General features: G+C 57.1%; 14 protein-coding genes. 8 read left to right on the top strand and 6 right to left on the bottom strand.

Annotated elements, in window-relative coordinates; genetic code table 11:
• The coding region (locus A3730_RS28755; RefSeq protein ID WP_063539429.1) for an AarF/ABC1/UbiB kinase family protein at positions 1-885 on the bottom strand (885 nt) is incomplete at its 3' end.
• Between the two features lie 110 nt (positions 886-995).
• Here A3730_RS28755 and A3730_RS28750 point away from each other — a divergent pair.
• From A3730_RS28750 to A3730_RS28740, 3 genes are read left to right on the top strand one after another with little or no spacing between them, the layout of a single operon-like run.
• Positions 996-1,631, top strand: a complete 636-nt coding sequence (locus A3730_RS28750; protein ID WP_063518943.1) for a methyltransferase — start codon at positions 996-998, stop codon at positions 1,629-1,631.
• Positions 1,632-1,685: 54 nt separating this feature from the next.
• On the top strand, positions 1,686-4,085 hold the full coding sequence (lon, locus tag A3730_RS28745; RefSeq protein ID WP_063539428.1) for an endopeptidase La: 2,400 nt from the start codon (positions 1,686-1,688) through the stop codon (positions 4,083-4,085).
• Positions 4,060-4,749, top strand: a complete 690-nt coding sequence (locus A3730_RS28740; RefSeq protein ID WP_063518720.1) for a pseudouridine synthase — start codon at positions 4,060-4,062, stop codon at positions 4,747-4,749. The genes lon and A3730_RS28740 overlap by 26 nt, the downstream gene beginning before the upstream one ends.
• Before the next feature lies 1 nt (position 4,750).
• Here the strand turns inward: A3730_RS28740 and A3730_RS28735 are convergent, their stop codons facing one another.
• Positions 4,751-5,074: an SET domain-containing protein gene (locus A3730_RS28735; RefSeq protein ID WP_007148468.1), complete on the bottom strand. Its 324-nt coding sequence runs from the start codon at positions 5,072-5,074 to the stop codon at positions 4,751-4,753.
• Positions 5,075-5,537: 463 nt separating this feature from the next.
• Between A3730_RS28735 and A3730_RS28730 the strand changes: the two genes are divergently transcribed.
• Positions 5,538-7,199 (top strand): AarF/UbiB family protein, encoded by a 1,662-nt coding sequence (locus A3730_RS28730; protein ID WP_063518721.1) that lies wholly within the window; start codon positions 5,538-5,540, stop codon positions 7,197-7,199.
• An 8-nt stretch (positions 7,200-7,207) separates the two neighbouring features.
• Positions 7,208-7,996, top strand: a complete 789-nt coding sequence (locus tag A3730_RS28725; protein ID WP_063518722.1) for a M48 family metallopeptidase — start codon at positions 7,208-7,210, stop codon at positions 7,994-7,996.
• Between the two features lie 125 nt (positions 7,997-8,121).
• Here A3730_RS28725 and nfuA read toward each other — a convergent pair whose 3' ends face one another.
• A complete protein-coding gene (gene nfuA, locus A3730_RS28720; protein WP_063518723.1) occupies positions 8,122-8,718 on the bottom strand; it encodes a Fe-S biogenesis protein NfuA in 597 nt (198 codons plus the stop codon).
• Between the two features lie 265 nt (positions 8,719-8,983).
• Between nfuA and A3730_RS28715 the strand changes: the two genes are divergently transcribed.
• The 3 genes from A3730_RS28715 to A3730_RS28705 all read left to right on the top strand — a co-directional run bounded on the left by A3730_RS28715 (position 8,984) and on the right by A3730_RS28705 (position 11,490).
• A complete protein-coding gene (locus tag A3730_RS28715) occupies positions 8,984-9,229 on the top strand; it encodes a DUF2970 domain-containing protein (protein ID WP_063518724.1) in 246 nt (81 codons plus the stop codon).
• Between the two features lie 133 nt (positions 9,230-9,362).
• Positions 9,363-11,009 (top strand): nitrite/sulfite reductase, encoded by a 1,647-nt coding sequence (locus A3730_RS28710; RefSeq protein ID WP_063518725.1) that lies wholly within the window; start codon positions 9,363-9,365, stop codon positions 11,007-11,009.
• Positions 11,002-11,490, top strand: a complete 489-nt coding sequence (locus A3730_RS28705; RefSeq protein WP_063518726.1) for a DUF934 domain-containing protein — start codon at positions 11,002-11,004, stop codon at positions 11,488-11,490. The genes A3730_RS28710 and A3730_RS28705 overlap by 8 nt, the downstream gene beginning before the upstream one ends.
• A 41-nt stretch (positions 11,491-11,531) precedes the next feature.
• Here the strand turns inward: A3730_RS28705 and A3730_RS28700 are convergent, their stop codons facing one another.
• The 3 genes from A3730_RS28700 to sohB all read right to left on the bottom strand — a co-directional run bounded on the left by A3730_RS28700 (position 11,532) and on the right by sohB (position 14,713).
• Positions 11,532-12,488 carry a zinc transporter ZntB gene (locus A3730_RS28700; protein ID WP_063518727.1) on the bottom strand — a complete coding sequence of 319 codons (957 nt, stop codon included), beginning with the start codon at positions 12,486-12,488 and terminating at the stop codon, positions 11,532-11,534.
• A gap of 147 nt (positions 12,489-12,635) precedes the next feature.
• Complete coding sequence (locus A3730_RS28695; RefSeq protein ID WP_063518728.1) at positions 12,636-13,625, bottom strand: YhdH/YhfP family quinone oxidoreductase; 990 nt, start codon at positions 13,623-13,625, stop codon at positions 12,636-12,638.
• Between the two features lie 35 nt (positions 13,626-13,660).
• Positions 13,661-14,713 (bottom strand): protease SohB, encoded by a 1,053-nt coding sequence (gene sohB / locus A3730_RS28690; protein ID WP_156496695.1) that lies wholly within the window; start codon positions 14,711-14,713, stop codon positions 13,661-13,663.
• Between the last annotated feature and the right edge of the window lie 289 nt (positions 14,714-15,002).

Below are 15,002 nucleotides of genomic sequence, written 5' to 3'. Positions count from 1 at the left end.
GTAATCCAGAATCACCACCTGTTCGTCATCATTCACCAGAAAGTTACCCGGGTGCGGGTCTGCCTGGTAAACGCCAAAGCGGGTGACCTGCTGAAGATAGCTGGTCAGCAACACTCCCAGCAGGTCCTGGGCTTTTTCCGGGTGAGTATCCAGGTAATTGCGCAGTCGCTGCCCGCCTTCCCAGCTGGTCACCAGCACCGATTCACCGCATAAACCCTCGATGATATCCGGGATGCGGATGCGCTCGTGATGGGGCTGGCGGGAAAAACGCAAGGTACTCGCGGCTTCGTTACGGAAATCCAGCTCCATGGCCGTCATGGTCAGTAGCTGCTCAATGGCCTGCTGCAGATCAAACTCACGGAAGGTGGGCGCCACCAGCGCCGCCACCGCCTGAAAGACTTTGGCATCCTGCTCAAAGACTTTCTTCACACCAGGCAACCGCACCTTGACGGCGACTTCCCGGCCATCCTGTAGCTGTGCCTGGTGTACCTGGGCGATGGACGCCACCGCCACCGGCGTTTCATTGAACCAGGCAAATCGCTCACGCCAGTCCCTGCCCCAGGAACGTCGCAAGGCTTTCTCGATCAATGGAAAAGGGACAGGCTGGGCATCATTCTGCAATTGCTGAAACGCTTCAATGTATTCCAGCGGCAGCACATCAGGTCGGCAGCTGAAAAATTGGGCAGCCTTGACCCAGAAAGCCCCATTGCGACGGCACAACGCGACCAGAATCTCCGCGCCGCGACGATGACAGGCAACACGGTCCCCACTACGTAGCCCGGACGCATATACCGCCCCAATTCTGGTCACCGCAGCAACAGCACGAATGTACCGCGATCGCCCTGCAGCCAGCCCACCCAGGCCCACGATGCTTTTCCTGATCATTCTGTTTTTGTCACTTGTATTGCCATTCCTGCATTATGCCTGTGATTTCATACTTGAATCACAGGGGGCTTGACCGTACTGTTCCCAAACTTTGCCGCTGGTGAGCGATTATGTCAGGAACAGTTATACGTGCTGGAGAACCCCATACCATTCGCACTCGCGGCATTACCCTGCTGCGTTCCGGCCACAAGGAAGTACGGCGACTGAAACGGGCCAACCACACGCCATCAATTCACGGCAACAAGGTGTGGAATTCCAGTTACCTGATCATGGACCATCTGACCAAAAAGAAGCTCTCTGCGGATCAGCACCTGATGGATATCGGTTGCGGGTGGGGGCCACTGTCCATTTTCACGGCAAAACGCTTTGACTGCCGGGTAACCGCAGTGGATGCCGACCCGGATGTGTACCCCTACCTGGATTTGCATGCCAGCATCAACAAGGTGGACGTGACGCCGCTGCAAGCCCGTTTCGAGAAGCTAACACAAGCCAGACTGGCGGATGTGGATATCGTTGCAGGGGCGGACATCTGCTTCTGGGATGAACTGACGCCAGTGCTGTATAACCTGATTCGTCGCAGCCTGCGTGCTGGCGTCAAACAGATAATCATTGCCGACCCGGGCCGTTCTCCGTTCTATGCACTGGCGGAAAAATGCGAAGCCGGCAAGCTGAACAGCCGCGTGGTCGAACGCCGTACCCAAACCCCGAAGGCCCTGTGCGCGGATCTGTTAATCATCGACAATTGAATTTTCCAGCCTCGCCACCATGTTCTTTCTACGGACCATGGAAGTGACAGGATTATGACCGACAACGATAGCGCCCATCAGCATAGCGACAAACGCCCCTCAAACAGTGCAGGGCAACAGTCCGGCAGCCTCACTGTACCGGAGCACACCCCGCCACAGCGCATTTACCTGATTCCGGTCAAACACCGCCCTTTTATGCCGGGGCTGGTGCAACCGGTCATGCTGGAAAAAGAGCGCTGGCAACAAACCCTTGAGCGAGTCAGCCAGACCCCGCACCAGTCCCTGGGGCTGGTGTATGTCGGCGAAAAGAACCCGGACTCGGTAACCGCCGAGGATTTCCCCGAGTTCGGCTGTCTGGTAAAAGTCCATGCCCTCAACGAGGAAAACGACCAGTTTCAACTGGTAGCCCAGGGCACCGCACGCTTTCGCATCAACAGCTGGTTGAGTCGAAAACATCCGTTCATGGCGGATGTGAGCTACCCGGAACCCCGCGCCGAAGCCGATGAAACCATCCGCGCTTACGGGATGGCGATCATCAACACCATCAAGGAACTACTGCCGCTCAACCCGCTGTACAACGAAGGGTTGCGCCACTACCTGCAGAATTTTTCGCCAAGCGAGCCCTCGCCGCTTACCGATTTTGCCGCCGCCCTGACCAGTGCCAACGGCGTAGAGCTACAAACCATTCTGGAAACCGTGCCGCTCAAGCCGCGCATGGAAAAAGTCCTCACTCTGGTAAAAAAGGAGCTTGAGGTTGCCCGGCTGCAAAGCGAAATTTCCGATGAGGTCAACGAGAAGGTCAGCCAGCATCAGCGCGAATTCTTTCTCCGCGAGCAACTAAAAATCATCCAGCGGGAACTGGGCCTGAGCAAGGACGATAAAACCGCCGAAGCGGACTCCTTTCGTGAACGCATGCAAGCCCTCGCCCCTCCCGAGCCGGTACAAAAACGCTTCGACGATGAATTACAGAAACTGTCCGTGCTGGAAACCGGCTCGCCAGAATACGGTGTGACCCGTAATTATCTCGACTGGCTGACCAGCGTGCCCTGGGGCCAGTACAGCGATGACAATCTGGACCTGGGCCATGCCCAAACAGTGCTCGGCGAACACCACAGCGGGCTGGATGATGTGAAAGACCGCATCATCGAGTTCCTCGCCGTGGGGGCCCTGCGGGGCGAAGTGAAGGGTTCCATCATTCTGCTGGTGGGCCCGCCCGGGGTGGGCAAAACCAGCATTGGCAAATCCATCGCCGATGCGCTGGATCGCCAGTTCTACCGCTTCAGTCTGGGCGGCATGCGTGACGAGGCGGAAATCAAGGGGCATCGGCGCACCTACATCGGCGCCATGCCCGGCAAACTGGTCCAGGCGCTGAAAGAAACCGGCACCAGCAACCCGGTGATCATGCTTGATGAAGTCGACAAGCTGGGCCAATCGTTTCAGGGCGACCCGGCTTCCGCGCTGCTGGAAGTACTCGACCCGGAGCAAAACCAGGATTTCCTGGATCACTATCTGGATGAACGTCTGGACCTGAGCCACGCCTTGTTCATCTGCACGGCCAACACCCTGGACAGCATTCCCGGCCCCCTGCTCGACCGCATGGAAGTGATCCGCCTGTCGGGTTATATCACCGAAGAAAAGGTCGCCATTGCCCGGCAACATCTGTGGCCCCGCTCCCTGGAACGGGCCGGCGTCAAGCCGGGGCAGCTGCGCATCAGCGACAGCGCCCTGCGTCATGTGGTGGAAGGCTATGCTAGAGAAGCCGGGGTGCGGAACCTGGAAAAACAGCTCAACAAGATCATCCGCAAAGCCGCAGTAAAACTGTTGGCTGGCGAGAAGAAGCTCAGCATCTCCGGCAAGAACCTGACCGATTTCCTCGGCCAACCGTATTTCCAGACAGAGAAAACCCAACGCGGCGTGGGCGTGGTTACCGGACTTGCATGGACATCCATGGGCGGCGCCACCTTGTCCATTGAAGCCAATCAGGTACACAGCAAGCAACGGGGATTCAAGCTGACCGGGCAACTGGGCGACGTGATGAAAGAATCCGCCGAGATCGCCTACAGTTACGTGGCGAGTAATCTGGCGCAGTTTTCCCTGGATCCGGCGCAGCTCGATGAGGCCTTCCTGCACCTGCATGTACCTGAAGGGGCTACGCCCAAAGATGGGCCCAGTGCCGGCGTCACCATGGCCACCGCCCTGCTCTCGTTGCTGATGAAAAAACGGGTACCGCGCAAGGTTGCCATGACCGGGGAGCTGACCCTCACCGGTCAAATATTGGCGGTTGGCGGCATCCGCGAAAAAGTCATTGCGGCACGCCGCGTGGGGATCAAGGAAGTGATTCTTCCGGAGGCCTGCCGTCGGGATTTTGATGAACTGCCCGACTACTTGAAACAGGGACTCACCGTCCACTTTGCCGAACAGTACAGCGATGTCTTCCACATCCTCTGGGGCTGACAATGCGTCCTACTACATTGTCCCCCTGTGCCACGAGCGCGTGGGGACGGTGTATCGGGATGCCCACATTCTGCTGATCAACAAACCCGCATACCTGTTAAGCGTTCCTGGCCGTGCGCCGGAGAACAAGGATTGCGCGGTCCGCCGCTTGCAGGCCCAGTATGCAGACATTCGCCTGGTACATCGTTTGGACCTAGATACCTCGGGGATCATGGTGTTTGCTCTCACCGCCCAGGCGCAAAGCAGACTGAGCCGGCTATTCCAGCTTCGCACGGTGCAAAAACGCTATCAGGCCGTTGTGCATGGTCTTGTGGAGCACGACAGCGGCAGTATCGACCTGCCGTTGATTGCGGACTGGCCAAACCGCCCCTTGCAGAAGGTCTGCCACGAAACCGGTAAAAACGCCTTAACTCACTACCGGGTGCTGGAGCGGGACATTCCCGGCAACCGGACCCGGTTGCTGCTCAGTCCCGTCACCGGTCGCAGCCACCAGCTGCGCATTCATTGTCGCGAGCTTGGCCACCCGATCATCGGCTGCGACATGTATGCCCCACCCGAAATCGAAGCCCTCAGCCCGCGCCTGCTGCTGCACGCCGAATGGCTCGCGTTCAATCACCCCGTCACAGGCCTGTGGCAGGAATTCACTTCCCGCTGCCCATTCTAGTTCAGGTCCACTCTTCGCCGTAATCGTGAAACAGCTCGTCACCGGCCTTGATTTTCTTCAGCGCCACCACCGTCAAATCATCATAATAGGCAACATTGGCGCGCTTGTTATGATTGATGAAACGTAAATCGCACAACACCCGATAGCGCTCCTCGCCCTCATCATCCAGCCACAACACATAAGGGCCGCTACCCTTTGCAGGCTTAACCTTGCACTGCCCCAATTCGGTATTGCGGGCGATATCCCGGCTGGCAAAAAGCCCCCGGCCGTGGACCTCACTGTTGCGGACTTCAACCAGATCATCGCGTAAATAGTGTTCAGACATGTTTGCGCTTTACCTTGGGAACCTCTGAATAACTCCTTGCGTACTCAGCGTGGCCTGAAGCGTGCAGCTGTTGAGTCTTGTCTTGACGGACAGGGTGGCTCCCTTTCCTAAAGGCAAGGCGCAGCAGATGTGCGCTTCAGGCCACGCCCTCCGGGTCTTCCAGGCTGGCCCGCACTCGTCGTTGCGTTTTTTCGATGGATGGACATATCTCGATCCCAGTTAGGGGACACCTTCAAAATCGCGCCTAGATTGCGAGCCAGCCTGAAAGACTGAGCATGCAAGGAGTTATTCAGAGGTTCCCTTGCAGTGATTACCATGGCATCTTGCCAGAAAACCGATAATGCTGTTAATAGCCGGTTAAGGCCCCTTAACGGCCCAGGCAGACGTTTTACCGGCCACTTGTTGCAACCTTGCGACAACGCCTTCGAACGGGCATCACAGCCCAGCCTACAGGGACAATGTTGTGAACCTTTTGCACACAGGCAAAGATCTACTGCGCATGAATGAACTGGCGGCAATCCTGCTCAAATACGGGTTTGCGGACGTGATTCGGCGACTGGGGCTTTCCACCCCGGTAGAGCATGCGGGGAAGCTGGTTCGTAGCAGCATGAAGCCGGATATGTTGCGCATGGGCACTGCTGAACGCCTGCGCCATGCCATGGAGGAAATGGGCCCCACCTTCGTCAAGCTTGGTCAGGTGCTGGCAACCCGCGTGGACATGTTCCCCATGGACTGGATTGCCGAATTCGAGAAGCTGCAGGACCAGGCCCAGGCGGTACCATTCGATTCGCTCAAGGCTGACATTGAGGCCTCGCTGGGAAAACCTGTCGACAGCCTCTTTGCCCGCATAGATCCGGAGCCGATCGGTGTGGCTTCCATCGGCCAGGTGCATAGCGCACTGACTCGCCGTGGTCAGAAAGTGGTGTTGAAAGTTCAGAAACCCGGCATCCGTGACAAAATTGATTCGGACCTGCGTTTACTCGACCAGCTGGCCAAACTGGCCGCCGACAATTCCGTTGAATTGCGGCGCTACCGGCCTGTAGAACTGGTACGCGAATTCAAGCGGTCGCTCACCCGGGAACTGGATTTCACCATTGAAGCGCGCAACGCAGACCGTATCCGTAAGAACCTGCGACAGTTCAAGTGGCTGCAGATTCCCAAAGTATATTGGGACCTTTCATCTCCTACCGTGCAGGTGCAGCAGCATATCGAAGGCATTCCGGCAAAAGCCGTGGAGCGGCTCGATGACGCCGGGCTGGACCGGGAATTAATCGCACGCCGAGGTGCTCTGGCCGCCTGGAAAATGGCTCTGGAGGACGGCTTTTTCCATGCCGATCCGCACCCCGGCAACTTTATCATCATGTCGGGAAACCGCATTGCCATGCTGGATTTCGGCATGGTCGGCAAACTCAGCCACAGCCGCCGCGAGCAGATTCTGCAGATTACCCGCGCCGTGGTGCTGCGTGAGGCCGAGCAATGCGCCGGTGTACTGTCTGGCTGGTCCGACGGGCAACCCATCAAGTTCGACCAGCTTGTGTCCGACGTGGAAGACGTGATTAGCCAGTACCACGGCGTGTCCATTTCCCAGCTGGATATCACCGCCCTGCTCAATGACATCACCGCGCTGGTACGCAATCACAACCTGGTATTGCCCAGCGATATTGCGCTGTTTATCAAGGCCATCATTACCCTGGAAGGTTTTGGCCGACTACTGAACCCGCAATTCGACCTGATGAGTGAGGCCGAGCCGCTACTCAAGCGAATGATCCGCACACGCTATTCCCCGGTTCGCCTGGCAAAGAGCCTGAGCCTGCGAGCGCTCGATGTGGTCGACAAGGTCTATGCGCCGCCCCCCGTACCGGGCCAGGCCGCTCCCGGTGAGGCAGGCATTGATCCTCGTCATCTGGAACGGCTGATCACACGGATTGAACGCGGTCAGTACAGACAGGTCCAAACCCTGCTGGTAACCGGTGGATTACTGGCCGGCGCCATCATGTTGAGCGGCCGAGTGCCCCCTGCCCCTTGGGGAATCTCGGTGTTTGGCTTTATTATCTTTCTCTCAAGTGCCGGCTGGGCTGGCTGGCTAATGTTCGTGTCCCGACGTTTCCTTCGGGAATGGGAGTAAAATAGACAATGACGTTGCGTAAATTTCTCACCCTTGGCGTGCTTGCTGGCAGCCTCGCCGCCTGTGCCACCTCTCCACTGGGTCGCCAGCAGTTTCTGTTGCTGCCCGCGGACCAGATGGATGAAATGGGTGTCACCGCCTATTCCCAGATGAAAGATGAAAAACCGCTGAGCAGCAGCCAGCAGCAGACGGCTTATGTCCGCTGTGTGACCACGGCGATCACTGCCACCCTGGATGGCTCCCAGCAATGGGAAGTCAACCTCTTCCAGGACGACAGCGCCAATGCGTTTGCCCTGCCAGGCGGCAAGATCGGAGTGAACACGGGCTTGCTGAAAGTGGCCAACAACCAGAGTCAGCTCGCCACAGTGATTGGCCATGAAATCGGCCATGTGCAGGCACAACACTCCAATGAGCGCATGTCACTTCAATACGCCACCCAGAGCGGCATGCAGGTACTTGGCGCGCTTGCGGGAGAGGACAGCGCCACCAAACAAGGCGTATTGGCCGCGCTTGGCGTTGGCGCCGAATATGGGCTGGCACTGCCTTTCAGCCGCAAACATGAAGCCGAGGCCGATATCATAGGTCTGCAACTGATGGCACAGGCCGGCTTTGATCCGCGTCAGAGTGTATCTCTGTGGCAGAACATGAACGCGGCCAACGGCAACGAGCCGCCTGAATTCATGTCCACTCACCCCTCCAATAGCACCCGTATCAATGGGCTGCAGGCACGCATCCCGGAGGTTATGCCGCTGTATAACCAGGCGAAAGCCGCAGGCCGAAACCCGCAGTGTGGGTAAAGAATAGCTGCGAACGGCGAGCTGCCAGCAACGAGTAAAAAAACAAGATCCATAAAAGCAAAAAACGCAGCCCAAGGCTGCGTTTTTTGCTTTTCTAGAAGCTAGATACTAGAAGCTCATAGCCGTTAGCTGTAATACGCGTTGTCGGTCACCGAGTGGTCCGTCTTGTCCCGCACACCGGCCAGCTCTGGAATCCGCTCCTGCAGGGTTTTCTCTACCCCGTCGCGCAGCGTCACATCCACCACAGAACAGCCCTGGCAGCCGCCGCCGAATTCCAGCACGGCCACGTTGTCCTCGGTCAGTTCCAGCAGCTGCACACTGCCGCCATGGGCGGCCAGGTTCGGGTTGATCTCGGCGTACAGTACGTAGTTGATCTTTTCTTCGATGGTGGCATCTTCGCTGATATCCGGCACACGGGACTTGGGTGCACGGAACGTCAGCTGGCCTCCCATGCTGTCTTTCTTGTAGTCGATAACCGCGTCTTCTAGATAGCGAACGCTCTTACCCTCGATCCAGGCATGGAATCCTTCATAGTCATAGCGAACATCACTTTCTTCCTGTTCGCCCTCCGGGCAATAGGCCATACAGCATTCCGCATGCGGGGTGCCTGGGCGCTCGACAAAGATACGCACACCAATCTCGGCCTGATCCTGCTTGCTCAGCAAGTCACGCAAGTAATCCTGGGCGGTTTCGGTAATGTCGATCAACTGCTCTGCCATCATGATTCCTGGTCGGTATGAATGAACCCATACGCAATAAACAGCGTAAGAGGTAAAAGCGGCGGTGGACGCCGACCTCATTTCCTGACTATTTTAGTCAGGTACTCACCAGTTGCAATGGCGACGCCACACACTCAATTCAAGTCTGCCTGCATGATGCTGTCGCCAGGCCGCTCGCAGGGGTACAATATGCCCCCCCGGTGACGCGTGTGTGTTATACGCGGCCGGCATCCAACGTTTAGCCTTCAGCCAAAACACAGGATTACCCATGTCAGACCAACACCCCTCACAGGATCAGGCTCACGAGCCCGATGACGGCAAGCCCACACTCTGGCAGACGATTCACAGCATTCTGGCCGGCCTTCTCGGCGTGCAAAGCAGCAAAAACCGGGAACGCGACTTTACCAAGGGCGATGCGGGCAACTTTATCGGCGTGTATGTGGTGCTGGTTTTGGCACTGGTGATCGGCATGGTGGTGACCGTGAATCTGGTGCTGGATGCCGCAGCTAAATAGCCCTACGTAATAGAGATATGCCAAGATATTTCTTTTCACTATAAGGGCGCTTTGCTAGAGTGCCGCTCTGCTCCCTCCGGGAGCGACGCTTACCTATTGAATTTTAAGCATTTAAGGACGGTGATACAGTCCCATGTACGTCTATCAGGAATACGATCAACGGTTGCTGGAGGAGCGGGTGGCGCAGTATCGCGACCAGACCCGCCGTTTTCTCGCCAATGAGCTCAGCGAAGACGAGTTTCTGGCACTTCGCCTGCAGAATGGCCTCTACATTCAGCGTTATGCGCCCATGCTGCGTATTTCCGTTCCTTATGGCCTGTTGGCAAGTCGCCAACTGCGTCGTCTGGCGCACATCGTGCGGACCTACGACAAGGGGTTCTGCCATGTCAGCACCCGCCAGAACATTCAGCTGAACTGGCCTTCGGTTGAAGAAGTGCCGGACATTCTGGCGGAACTGGCCGACGTACAAATGCATGCCATTCAAACCAGTGGCAACTGCATCCGTAATATCACCACCGACGAATTCGCAGGCGTTAATCCCAAAGAGATTGAAGACCCGCGCCCCTGGTGCGAGATCATTCGCCAGTGGTCCACCTTCAATCCGGAATTCGCCTATCTGCCCCGTAAATTCAAGATTGCCGTGAACGCTGTACCCGACGCCGATCCGGCCTTGATCGGCGTGCACGATATCGGTGTGCAACTGGTCCACGGTGCCAACGGCGAAACCGGCTTCCAGGTATGGGCTGGCGGCGGCCTGGGCCGCACCCCCATGACCGGTGCCATAATCGGTGAATTTGTTCCGTGGCAGGACCTGCTGGCTTACCTTGAGTCTATTTTGCGGGTTTACAACAAGTACGGTAACCGCGACAACAAGTACAAGGCTCGCATCAAGATTTTGGTGAAAGCCTTGGGCGCTGAGAAATACCGCGAACTGGTGGAACAGGAATTCGCCGAGCTGAAAGGCGGCGAGATGACCCTGACCGCCGAAGAAGTAGCTCGTATCAAGGGCTGCTTCACCGACCCGGATTACCAAAGCGTCGATACGGCCGCGCTGGATGCCAAGCTGGCCGAAGACAAGGCCTTTAGCCGCTGGTTCCACACCAATACCCGCGCCCACAAACAGGCCGGTTATCGTGCCGTTACCCTGACACTCAAACGCACCGGCCGCGTCCCTGGTGATATCAGTGACGAGCAGCTGGAGGCCGTGGCCGATCTGGCTGACAAATACAGCTTTGGCGAGCTTCGCAACAGCCACCAACAGAACATGGTGCTGTCCGACGTGGCCGCCAACGACTTGTATGATCTATGGAAAGCGCTGGATGCACTGGGTTTTGCCACACCGAACCTGGGCCTGCTCACCGACATCGTGGCCTGCCCCGGTGGCGATCTGTGTGCGCTGGCAAACGCAAAATCCATCCCTGTTGCTGAATCCATTCAACGCCGTTTCGACGACATGGACTATGTCCACGATCTGGGCCCGTTGGACCTGAACATTTCCGGCTGCATGAATGCCTGTGGTCACCACCATATCGGCCACATCGGCATCCTGGGTGTCGACAAGAAAGGCAAGGAATTCTACCAGGTCACGCTGGGCGGCCGCGGCGACAAGCTGTCCCGTGTGGGCGAGAAAATGGGCCCGTCCTTCGAGTCCGAAGAAATCACCGATGTGGTAGAAAAAATCATCAAGTTCTATGTGGAAAAACGCCTCGAAAACGAGCCGTTTATCGACACCTACGAGCGTATTGGCATGGACCCGTTCAAGGAGCGCATCTATGGGTAAGGTAATCATTGATGGCGCCATCGTGGATAACCAGTGGCAACGCCTTGAGGGTGAGGCGCTGGAAGCTGAGCTGCCTTCCGGCAAGATCATTGTGCCGCTGGCCTACTGGCAGGCACACCGTGATGCCCTGCTCAACCGTGGTGATGTGGCCGTGTGGCTGGCGCCGGGCGAAGAACCGAAAGACCTGGAAGACGACCTGGCCGCCCTGCCCTTGGTCGCCATCCATTTCCCGGCATTCAAGGACGGCCGCGGCTATTCCTACGCTCGGGAGCTCCGTACCCGCTACGGCTTTAAAGGTGAAGTGAGAGCCACCGGTGACGTACTCCGTGACCAGCTTTTCTACATGACCCGTTGCGGCTTCAACGCGTTTGAAGTGCGTGAAGATCGCAGCATCGAAGAAGCACTTGAAGGCCTGAACGACTTCAGCGTCACCTACCAGGGTGACGTGAACGAACCACGCCCTCTCTATCGGCGCGGCTAGTCTTCAAAAAGCCTTCGTTCCGGGAAAACGCCGCTGTCGCATTAAAGCCAGCGGCGTTTTCGCATCCATACCAGTACCCCCACACTGACTACACCAATTCCCGCCATAAACCACCAGAACCCCGCAGGATCTTCAACACCTGGCAGGCCTCCCACATTGATCCCGAACAGCCCGGTAAGAAAACCCAACGGGAGAAACAACGCCGAGATCATCGCCAGTAGATACATGCGGTCGTTGATAGCTTCGTTTTGTACCGAGAAAACCTCCTCCTGCAACAAGGTGGCATGCTCACGGGCCGCATCCAGATCTTCCAGCAGACGCTGCAAGCGATCACCGGCCTCACGAAGCAACAAGGCATCGCCACCGGTGAACATGGTTTCGTTCTGCAACCGGGCCAACGCTTCACGCTGCGGCGCAAAAAAACGTCGCAACGTAATAGAGCGACGACGAATCTGGCTGAGACGTGGAGTCAGACTAATGGTCGGCGTCTCCTCAATGGACAATGCACAGTCCTCCACCTCGGATTCCAGATTTTCGATCACGTCTTCCATTCGCCAGATCAGCTGATCCACAAGCCGTGCGACCAGGCCCGGGATACCGACAGCGCCCTCACCAGCATCCAGCTCTTCTTGCACCGTCACCAGCGACAGCAATGTCCGTTTCTGGGTGCTGATCATGCCTTGGGGGCCGACCCACAATCGCAGGGCAATCATGTCTTCAGGGCGCGCTCCAGGGTGGAGGTTCACCCCGCGCAGATACACCAGCAGACCACCCGCCACCTCCGTGGCACGAGGCCGCGTTTCCATGGCGGTGAGCGCCGAAATCACCACCGGCGGAATGGATTGCCGCTCAAGCCACTGCTGACTCTGCGGCTGGGTATAATCCAGGTGCACCCAATATGGAGAGGTTTCGGTTAACGGCACCTGCGCATCAAACGCACTAGCCCCGCCCTGCCCATCCAGGCTCAGGGCTATTTTCAACCAGTGAGACTCGTTCATAAGCGTCCTTTACACTCAAAACTACATCACATCCTGTTACCCTAAACAGCATGCTTTAGCTGACAAAAGTGCACAAATAAAAAAGCGCGGATAAACCGCGCTTTTTACCTTTTGCCAGCTCTGTTTAAGCTCGGAGGCCTGCTATTGTCATGGCAGTTTCACTACAACTCGCCCGCGAACCCCGCCTGCCAGAATACGATCTATCCAATCGGTCACACCAGCAAGATCCGTTTCTGCAGCCTCCAGCAGCGCAAGCTCTCTCGGCATCCACTCATCAGCCAATAGCTGCCACATTTGCTGTTTGATCTCGCAGGGCAACTCAACACTATCCACCCCCAGCAAGTTGACGCCACGCAGAATGAACGGAAATACCGTCATCTCCAGTTTGGGTGATCCAGCCAGCCCGCAGCATGTCGCACTGCCACCATACTTGAGGCCCTTGAGGGCAGCGGCAAGCATCTCACCACCGACGCAATCCACCGCACCAGCCCATTGCTCTTTAGCCATCGGCTTGACCGCGCTTTCCAGAAACGCCTCACGGTCAATAATCCGCGCGGCGCCAAGAGCCGCCAGCCATTCACTGACATCCGTTTTACCGCTGACGGCGACCACCTCAAACCCCAGCTTGGCCAGAATCGCCACGCAGACACTGCCTACGCCGCCAGTAGCGCCAGTCACCAGCACCGGACCCTGATCCGGGTTAACACCCGTGTCGAGTAGCGATTCCACACTCAGTGCCGCAGTCAAGCCTGCGGTACCCAAGAGCATGGCATCACGAGGCGCCAGGCCATCCGGTAGAGGCACCAACCATTCCGCAGGCACGCGGATATATTCCGCATAGCCACCATCGGTGTTCATGCCCAGATCATAGCCGGTGCAAATCACTGCATCGCCCACGCTGAACGGGCCATCACTGGCCTCTTCAACCACACCCACGGCATCAATACCCGGCGTGTGGGGAAACTTGCGGGTGACGCCCTTGTTGCCGGTGGCCGACAGCGCGTCCTTATAGTTCAGGGATGACCACTGAACTCGTACCAATACACCGCCTTCACCCAGTTCACTCAGTTCGCGCTCTACCAGCGAGTTGGTATAGCCGGTATCCGTTTCGCGGGTTTGTAATGCCTGAAAACTCATGGGCCACTCCTCTGCGGTGCTCGGTATAAATAAAATTAATGGATCTGGCGCTGGCTACCACGGTGCCAGAATTTTTCCAGCACCCGATGCAAGGTTGCTTCCAGCGAGAATCCCAGCCTCTCGCCCAGCTTGCGCTTCGCTTCCCACTCGACCTGGTAGAGAGTCTGGCTGTCTTTGCGAAGTTGTAACAGCTCATCGCTGGTCATGATTTCATCAACAAGACCCAGCTCCTTTGCCTGGCTACCGAACCAGTGCTCGCCGGTGGCAACCTTGTCCAGGTCCAGCCCACGGCGGTTATCGCGCACGAAGCTTTTAAACAACTGATGGGTATCTTCCAGCTCTTCCTGGAACTTGGCCCTGCCTTTCTCGGTATTTTCACCCAGCATGGTCATGGTGCGCTTGTACTCACCGGCGGTCATCAACTCCACATCAATATCATTTTTCTTGAGTAGGCGATGAAAGTTCGGAATCTGCGCGACCACACCAATGGAGCCAATAATCGCAAAAGGCGCGGCGACAATACGATCAGCAATACACGCCATCATATAACCCCCGCTGGCGGCCACCTGATCCACCGCAATGGTCAACTTGATGCCCTGATTACGGATACGGCGCAGTTGCGAGGACGCCAGCCCATAGCTGTGCACCAGCCCACCCGGACTTTCCAGGCGAACCAGCACTTCGTCATCCTGGCTGGCGACCTGCAAAATGGCGGTAATTTCACGGCGAAGGTGATCCACGCCACTGGCCTGAACGTCGCCGTTGAAATCAAGCACAAACAGGCGCGGCAGGGTCTTGTCTTCGGTACCGGCTTTCTTTTTCTGCTTGGCTTCCAGCTTTTCCTGTTTGCGTTTGGCTTTATCAGCCTTCTTACGCTGAGCCTCCGGAATGATTTCCCTTTCCAGGGACTCCTTAAGATCGTCGAACTCATCATTGAGATGGCGGACTTTCAACTCGCCATCCTGGTCGCCCTTGCCCCGGTTACGCGACGCTGCTGCCGCAATGCCGCCCAAAATAAACAAAATCGCCACTACCAGGGTGGCGACTTTGGCCAGAAACATGCCGTATTCCATTAAAAACGCGATCACTGTTTATCTACTCTCCAGGGGATCCGGCGCGCGGCGCCAGTCAATTCAGGGAACTCAAACTCCCGCTGATTCTACATAAGCCAGAGCCATTGGGGTAATCAAGGGAGGACAAAGATCGGGCAGCGCAGCGCGTGCCAAGACAGGAAACACGCCAGCGGAGCATCCCCGCTGGCGGTATGGAGGATCAGTCCCAACCAGAAATGGCTTGCTGGGCACTGCCGTTCATAGGACGGGCCACCAGCCCGGTGGGCCCCACGTTGACTTGAAACAAGGCGCCATCGGCCATGGG

It is taken from the genome of Alcanivorax sp. HI0044, from assembly GCF_001634945.1.
This window is presented reverse-complemented; position numbering and strand designations above follow the sequence as displayed.

What these genes read in the sequence shown, in the direction of transcription:
- A3730_RS28705 (WP_063518726.1), top strand. Translation starts at nt 11,002, where the DNA reads ATGGGTAAGGTAATCATTGATGGCGCCATCGTGGATAACCAGTGGCAA.
- A3730_RS28710 (WP_063518725.1), top strand. Translation starts at nt 9,363, where the DNA reads ATGTACGTCTATCAGGAATACGATCAACGGTTGCTGGAGGAGCGGGTG.
- lon (WP_063539428.1), top strand. Translation starts at nt 1,686, where the DNA reads ATGACCGACAACGATAGCGCCCATCAGCATAGCGACAAACGCCCCTCA.
- A3730_RS28740 (WP_063518720.1), top strand. Translation starts at nt 4,060, where the DNA reads ATGTCTTCCACATCCTCTGGGGCTGACAATGCGTCCTACTACATTGTC.
- nfuA (WP_063518723.1), bottom strand. Translation starts at nt 8,718, where the DNA reads ATGATGGCAGAGCAGTTGATCGACATTACCGAAACCGCCCAGGATTAC.
- A3730_RS28715 (WP_063518724.1), top strand. Translation starts at nt 8,984, where the DNA reads ATGTCAGACCAACACCCCTCACAGGATCAGGCTCACGAGCCCGATGAC.
- A3730_RS28700 (WP_063518727.1), bottom strand. Translation starts at nt 12,488, where the DNA reads ATGAACGAGTCTCACTGGTTGAAAATAGCCCTGAGCCTGGATGGGCAG.
- A3730_RS28725 (WP_063518722.1), top strand. Translation starts at nt 7,208, where the DNA reads ATGACGTTGCGTAAATTTCTCACCCTTGGCGTGCTTGCTGGCAGCCTC.
- A3730_RS28695 (WP_063518728.1), bottom strand. Translation starts at nt 13,625, where the DNA reads ATGAGTTTTCAGGCATTACAAACCCGCGAAACGGATACCGGCTATACC.
- A3730_RS28750 (WP_063518943.1), top strand. Translation starts at nt 996, where the DNA reads ATGTCAGGAACAGTTATACGTGCTGGAGAACCCCATACCATTCGCACT.
- A3730_RS28735 (WP_007148468.1), bottom strand. Translation starts at nt 5,074, where the DNA reads ATGTCTGAACACTATTTACGCGATGATCTGGTTGAAGTCCGCAACAGT.